This is a genomic window from Ideonella sp. B508-1, from assembly GCF_000333615.1.
In the GTDB taxonomy this organism is placed as follows: Bacteria; Pseudomonadota; Gammaproteobacteria; order Burkholderiales; family Burkholderiaceae_C; genus Ideonella.
The window spans coordinates 1-6,007 of sequence record NZ_BADL01000369.1 but is presented as its reverse complement, the minus strand read 5'-3'; the positions used below and the strand labels follow the sequence as shown (position 1 = coordinate 6,007).

8 protein-coding genes are annotated in these 6,007 nt (G+C 72.0%); 5 read left to right on the top strand and 3 right to left on the bottom strand.

Annotated features, from left to right (window positions below):
- The 3 genes from I73_RS15570 to I73_RS15560 all read left to right on the top strand — a co-directional run.
- The coding region (locus tag I73_RS15570) for a DnaJ C-terminal domain-containing protein (RefSeq protein ID WP_022981464.1) at nucleotides 1-954 on the top strand (954 nt) is incomplete at its 5' end.
- Nucleotides 951-1,265: a MerR family transcriptional regulator gene (locus tag I73_RS15565; RefSeq protein ID WP_022981463.1), complete on the top strand. Its 315-nt coding sequence runs from the start codon at nucleotides 951-953 to the stop codon at nucleotides 1,263-1,265. The genes I73_RS15570 and I73_RS15565, both read left to right, overlap by 4 nt.
- Before the next feature lie 64 nt (nucleotides 1,266-1,329).
- Complete coding sequence (locus I73_RS15560) at nucleotides 1,330-1,935, top strand: ATP-dependent Clp protease proteolytic subunit (protein WP_026096801.1); 606 nt, start codon at nucleotides 1,330-1,332, stop codon at nucleotides 1,933-1,935.
- Nucleotides 1,936-1,947: 12 nt separating this feature from the next.
- On the opposite strand, the gene I73_RS15555 is transcribed toward I73_RS15560, so the two are convergent.
- The gene (locus I73_RS15555; protein ID WP_159105893.1) at nucleotides 1,948-2,841 is read right to left on the bottom strand and encodes a LysR family transcriptional regulator; all 894 of its coding nucleotides are present in this window, start codon (nucleotides 2,839-2,841) and stop codon (nucleotides 1,948-1,950) included.
- Nucleotides 2,842-2,914: 73 nt separating this feature from the next.
- On the opposite strand from I73_RS15555, the gene I73_RS32135 reads away from it, so the two are divergent.
- Complete coding sequence (locus tag I73_RS32135) at nucleotides 2,915-3,838, top strand: DMT family transporter (protein WP_022981460.1); 924 nt, start codon at nucleotides 2,915-2,917, stop codon at nucleotides 3,836-3,838.
- 21 nt (nucleotides 3,839-3,859) lie between these two features.
- On the opposite strand, the gene I73_RS15545 is transcribed toward I73_RS32135, so the two are convergent.
- Nucleotides 3,860-4,585, bottom strand: coding sequence for a class I SAM-dependent methyltransferase (locus tag I73_RS15545; RefSeq protein WP_022981459.1), 726 nt, complete (start codon nucleotides 4,583-4,585; stop codon nucleotides 3,860-3,862).
- Between the two features lie 160 nt (nucleotides 4,586-4,745).
- Here I73_RS15545 and I73_RS15540 point away from each other — a divergent pair, with 160 nt between their 5' ends.
- On the top strand, nucleotides 4,746-5,300 hold the full coding sequence (locus tag I73_RS15540; protein WP_022981458.1) for a flavodoxin family protein: 555 nt from the start codon (nucleotides 4,746-4,748) through the stop codon (nucleotides 5,298-5,300).
- 25 nt (nucleotides 5,301-5,325) lie between these two features.
- Here I73_RS15540 and I73_RS28260 read toward each other — a convergent pair whose 3' ends face one another.
- A complete protein-coding gene (locus I73_RS28260) occupies nucleotides 5,326-5,766 on the bottom strand; it encodes a hypothetical protein (RefSeq protein WP_234409524.1) in 441 nt (146 codons plus the stop codon).
- Nucleotides 5,767-6,007: the final 241 nt, after the last annotated feature.

Sequence of the window (6,007 nt, the reverse complement as noted above, 5' to 3'; positions counted from 1 at the left end):
TACCAGATGCTGGGTGTGGCGCGCGACGCCAGCCCGGAGGCCATCAACATTGCCTACCGGCAACTGGCCCGCAAGTACCACCCCGACGTGAGCAAGGAGCCCGACGCGGCCACCCGCATGAGCGAGGTCAACGAGGCCTATGCGGTGCTCTCCGACCCCGAGCGCAAGGCGGCCTACGACAACGTTGGCCAGGGCCACCAGGGCGGCGAGCACTTCACGCCGCCGCCGGGCTGGGACAGCGGCTACGAGTTTTCCGGCAGCGGCTTCGAGCAGATGGACCCGGGCGAGTTCAGCGACTTCTTCTCGCAGCTCTTCGGCCGTGCCGGGTCGGCGCGCCACCAGGCCCGCCGGCCCGCGGGCGGTGGCCGGGGCGAGGACCGCCACGCCCGCATCATGCTGGACCTGCAGGACGCCTTCACCGGCGGTCTGCGCCACCTGACCCTGCAGCACCCCGAGGTGGACGCCCAGGGCCGGGTGCAGATGCGCGAACGCGTGCTGGAGGTGCAGATCCCGCGCGGCGTGCGGCCGGGCCAGTTCATCCGCCTGGCCGGGCAAGGTGGGCCGGGCCAGCCGCCGGGCGACCTGCTGCTGGAGGTGGGCTTCCGGCCCCATCCGCAGTTCCAGGTGGAGAACGGCGTGCTGGTGGGCCGGCTGCCGGTGGCCCCCTGGGAGGCGGCGCTGGGCGCCGTCGTGCCGGTGGCGCTGCCCGATGGCCACACGCTCAAGGTGCGGGTGCCGGCCGGCGCCCAGGCCGGGCGGCGGCTGACGGTGCGCGGGCGCGGCCTGCCCTCGGCCACGCCGGGCGACCTGGAGCTGGTGGTGCAGGTGGTGCTGCCCAGCGCCCTGGACCCGCGGGCCCAGGCGCTCTACGAGCAGATGGCACGGGAGCTGACGGACTTTGATGCGCGCAAGGTGGCCGCGGCCGAGGCCGAGCGCGGGGAGACACCGACATGAGCCGACACATCACCACCTTCGAGGCCTGGCTGAGCCTGGACGAGTTCTGCCGGGTGGGCGCGCTTTCACCCGACTGGGTGCGCTCGCGCCTGAGCAATGGCCTGCTGCAGTGCGTGGCCGGCGAGGCGGCCGAGTGCTTTGATGCGCTCATGCTGCAGCGGGCCTGCCGCATGGCTGCGCTGGAGCGCGACTTCGACGCCGTGCCCGAGCTGGCCGCGCTGGTGGCCGACCTGGAAACCGAGATCTCCCGGTTGCGCGCTCGGCTGCAGCACCTGGGCTGGGAGGACGCGTCCGAGACCGACGCACAATGAGCCCACAATGCCGACCATCGGCGCGCCCCCGGCCCGCCGCCCCCGCACCCCACAGGAGATGACCATGACCCGCCTGGCCGACGCCAAGGACACGCCCGCCGCCCCCGAGGACAGCACCCGCCTGGAGGACCAGTTCACCAGCAAGTCGCGCACCGTGATGGTGTTCGGCGAGATCAACGAGAAGCTGGCCCAGCTGACCTGCCGCCGCCTGCTGGCCCTGGCCACCGAGTCTGACAAGCCGATCACCGTGCTGGTCTGCTCGCCCGGCGGCCATGTGGAGGCCGGTGACGCCATCCACGACATGATCCGCTTCGTCAACGCGCCGGTGTTCACCGTGGGCACCGGCTGGGTGGGCAGCGCCGCGGCGCACATCTACTTGGCCGCGCCGAAAGAGCGCCGTCTGTGCCTGCCCAACACCCGCTTCCTGATCCACCAGCCCGCGGGCGGCGCCGGCGGCCAGGCCACCGACATCGCCATCCAGGCCGAGCAGATCATCCGCACCCGCGCCCGCATCGCCAAGGTGATCGCCGAGCAGACCGGCCAGCCGCTGGACAAGGTGGCGCAGGACATCGAGCGCGACTTCTGGATGAACGCCGAGGAGGCGACCGCCTACGGCATCGTCTCGCGCGTGATCCAGACCCAGGCCGAGCTGACCCAGCTGCAGGGCTGAGCCCCGCCCGGCTCAGGCGGGCAGCGCGGCCGGCGCCCAGAGCTGGCGCTGCAGCAGCTCCAGCAGATGGGCGGCGCTGGCCAGCGGCTCGGCGCCGCGCCAGCGGGCCACCAGTGCGGTGGCCGGCAGCGGCGGCAGGCCTTGGCGCACCGCCACCAGGCCCGGCTGGGCCATGCCCCGCGGCAGCGGGGCGACCGCCAGCCCGGCCGCCACCGCATGGCGGATGCCGGTGGCGCTGTGGCCGGTGAAACGCAGCACCGGCTCGATGCCAGCCTGGGCCAGCGCGGCCAGGCCGGCCACCCGGAACACGCAACCCTCCTGGAACACCGCCAGCGGCAGAGGCCGCTGGTGGGCGGCCTCGCTGCCCTCGCCGGTGAACCACACCAGGGCCTCCTGGCGCAGCACCCGTTCCCCCAGGCCGGCCGGCGGCTGCGGCGCGCCGGCGCCCACCCGCTTGACGATGGCCAGGTCCAGCTCACCGGCCTCCAGGGCCTGGCCCAGGCGCACCGACAGGTCGCTGCGCAGGCTCAGCGTGACGCGCGGGCAGGCCTGGGCAAAGGCCTGCAGCACGGCCGGGAAGGCGTCTTCCATCAGCTCCTCGGGCAGGCCCACCCGCAGCTGGCCGGACACGCCGGGGGCGCTGAACAGGCTGCAGGCCTCGTCGTGCAGGCGCAGCAGGCGGCGGGCGTAGTCCAGCAGCGCGCGGCCTTCCTCGGTCGGCCCGTTGAGCCGGCCCTGGGCCCGGTCCAGCAGGGGCTGGCCCACCTGTTCCTCCAGGCGCTTGACCTGCAGGCTGACGGCCGACTGGCTGCGGCCCAGCCGCTCGGCGGCGGTCGAGAAGCTGCCGCTGTCGGCAATGGCCACCAGGGTGCGCAGCAGATCCAGGTCCAGGTGTCGCGGGTTCATCATTCGAATCATCAATGATGAATCGATAGATATCAACTTTGAAAATGATGCGCCGACCTCTAAGGTGTCGCCCATGGACACCTCCTTCGCCCCTTCCGTCCCTTCCACCCCTTCCGTGAGCCGTTCCGGCCCCTCGCCCTGGGCCCTGGCGGCCGCCGGCACGCTGTTCAGCTTTCTGTGGGCCTCGGCCTTCATCGCCGGCAAGATCGGCTTCACCGCCTGCGGGCCGCTGACCCTGCTGTCGCTGCGTTTCACCTTGGTGGGCGGGGGGCTGGCCATCGCGCTGGCGCTGCAGCGGCGTGGCCTGCGGGTGTCGGGCCGGGCGGTGCTGGCCGGGCTGCTCAGCAATGCCGTCTACCTGGGCCTGGCCTACAGCGGCATGACCCATGTGCCGGCGGCGCTGACCGCCATCATCGTCTGCACCACGCCGCTGCTGGTGGTGGCACTGGGGGCTGGGTTGGGGCGCGAGCGCCTGGGGGCACGGGCCGGCTGGGGCCTGGCGTTGGCTTTCGGGGCGGTGGTGCTGATCATGGGCCAGCGCCTGCACCTGGACGGGCTGGCGCCCTGGGCGGTGGGCCTGATCGCCGCGGGCACGCTGGCCCTGGCGTTGGGCACGCGGCTGAACCAGGGCGTGGCCGGGCGGGAAGACCCCTGGCAGGTGGCCTGCGCCCAGCTGCTGGCCAGCGGTCTGGTGCTGCTGCCGCTGGCCTGGGCCACCGAGAGCCTGCAGGTGCGCTGGGGCTGGGCCTTCTGGGGCAGCCTGTTCTACCAGGCCGGGCCGGTGTCCCTGGGCACCACGCTGATCCTGCTGTGGCTGGTGCGCCAGGGCGGGGCCAGCCGGGCCAGCAGCTTCCACCTGCTCAGCCCCTTCTTCAGCATCGCGCTGGCGGCGGGGCTGTTGGGCGAGCGGCTCTATCCGCTGGATCTGCTGGGCCTGCTGCCCCTGGTGGCGGGCATGGCCCTGGTGTTGCGCCGGCCCGTGCCCGCGCGGCGCTGACCCGGAGGTCGACCGACGTCTTCAGTCCCGCCGCTGCAGCAGGCGCACGTGCATGGGCCGCAGGAAGTTGGCCCCGTCGGGCCCCAGATGGGGTTGGAAGGCGGCGCGCACCTCGGCCACCCGGTTCGCGTCCAGGTAGTGGCGGGCAAAGCTGGGCCGCATCATGCGGGCTTCGAAGGTCTCGAAGCTGTCGAAATGGGCCGGCATGTCGAAGCGCAGCTCGGCCACCTGGGCCCAGGTGCCGGTGGTCAGGGCCTCGTCCAGCGCGTGCTGGGCGGCGGTGCGCACCGGGCCCTCGTCGTTGAAGAGCCGCACGATGCGGTTGAGCGGGCCGGCATAGACCGGCTCGGACACATAGAGGTGGCCGCCGGGTTGGAGCACCCGGGCCACCTCGGCCAGCGCCGTGCCCATGTCGTGCACCGACACGTGGTGCAGGGACTTGAGCATCAGCGCCAGGTCGAAGCACTCGTCGGGCAGCGGAATGGCCTGGGCCCCGGCGCTGATGAACTGCAGCCCGGTCACCGGGGCGGCGGCCAGGTTTTTGTCGTGCTGGATGCGGTCGACCTCCAGGCCGGTGACCTGGCTGCCGGGGTGCCGGGCCAGCAGGTCGCGCGCCAGCCGGGCGGCGCCGCAGCCCAGTTCAATGATGCGCTGGCCAGCCAGCGGCACCAGGGCCGAGAGCACCTCGAGTTCGTCGGTGACCAGCAGGTCGGAGCGGATCGGCGGCAGGGCGGCGGCAGGTGTCATCGGAGGGCTCGGTGGCGTGGCGAGTTCAGGGAATTTGAATGCGTGCTTCAACGCGTCACCCGCACCGCATCGGTCGGGCCTGCCTAGACTGTTCCACAGATTCCACCCATCCGCGTGCGCTGTCGCAGGCAGCGGCGTTCACCTTCACAGGAGTTCTCTCATGAGCAAGATCGTCATCGTGTTCCACAGCGGCTACGGCCACACCAAGAAGGTTGCCGAGGCCGTGGCCGCCGGCAGCGGCGCCGAGCTGCTGGCCATCGACGCCGAGGGCAACCTGCCCGAAGGCGGCCGGGACACCCTGGCTGCGGCCGACGCCATCGTCTTCGGCGCGCCCACCTACATGGGCAGCCCGAGCTGGCAGTTCAAGAAGTTCGCCGACGCCACCTCCAAGGCCTGGTTCACCCGTGCCTGGCAGGACAAGGTCTTCGGCGGCTTCACCAACAGCGCCAGCCTCAACGGCGACAAGCAGGTCTCGCTGATCGCGCTGCAGACCCTGGCGTCGCAGCACGGCGGCATCTGGGTCAGCCTGGGCCTGCCCCCGGCCAACTCCAAGGCCGCGGCCCGCACCGATGTGAACAATCTGGGCGGCTCGGTCGGTCTGCTGGTGCAGTCGCCGTCGGACGCCAGCGTGGAAGAGATTCCCTCGGGCGACCTGGCCACCGCCAAGCTCTACGGCGAGCGCATCGCCGCCGTGACCGCCAAGCTGCGCGGCTGAACCTGAGGCAGCCGCTGTCGCGCCCTCAGGGCGCGGTGGCGGCCGAGGCGGCGCCGCTGGCCGGGAGGCCGGCCGGCGCCGCGCCATTGGCGGCGCCCGGCACCGGGGCCGTCGGTCCGTCGGTGGTGAAGCCGACCACGAAGTGCCGGGTCTCGCCGAAGCAGGAGCCCGGCAGGCCCACCTTCTCCTCGTACTGCAGGTCCACGCGCTGGCCCATGGCCTTGCGCAGGCCTTGGGCCACCTGCTCGTCGTGCACCGTGAAGAGGAACTTCTCGGACACCGTGCCGGGCAGGGTGACCATGGCCAGTTCGCCCTCCCAGGTCTTGCAGATCCAGCCCTTGTGCGAGAACTTCTGCAGGTAGCCGGCGCGATCCCCGGTGGAGTAGCTCCAGTGCCAGAAGAAGACGAGCATCAGCGTCGCCAGGGCGAGCAGGATGAGCAGGGCGAGCAGAAATTTCTTGATCACGGCGGGGGCGCGGGCAGGGCGGAGGCGCCGCGTGGCTGCGGCGCGCTCGATGTTGGCACAGCCAGTGGCCGGGGCCAATGACAGAACAGCCGGCACGAGGTCGGCTGTGGCAAGGGCGCTGCAGGGCGCCCGGATGGGCGCTGCGCGGAATCAGTTGGCGGGGGTGATGCCCGTGGTGGCGCGAAACAGGCCCTCGGATCACTGGGCGCAGTAGGGCGAGGAGGCTTCACGTTCTGGTTGA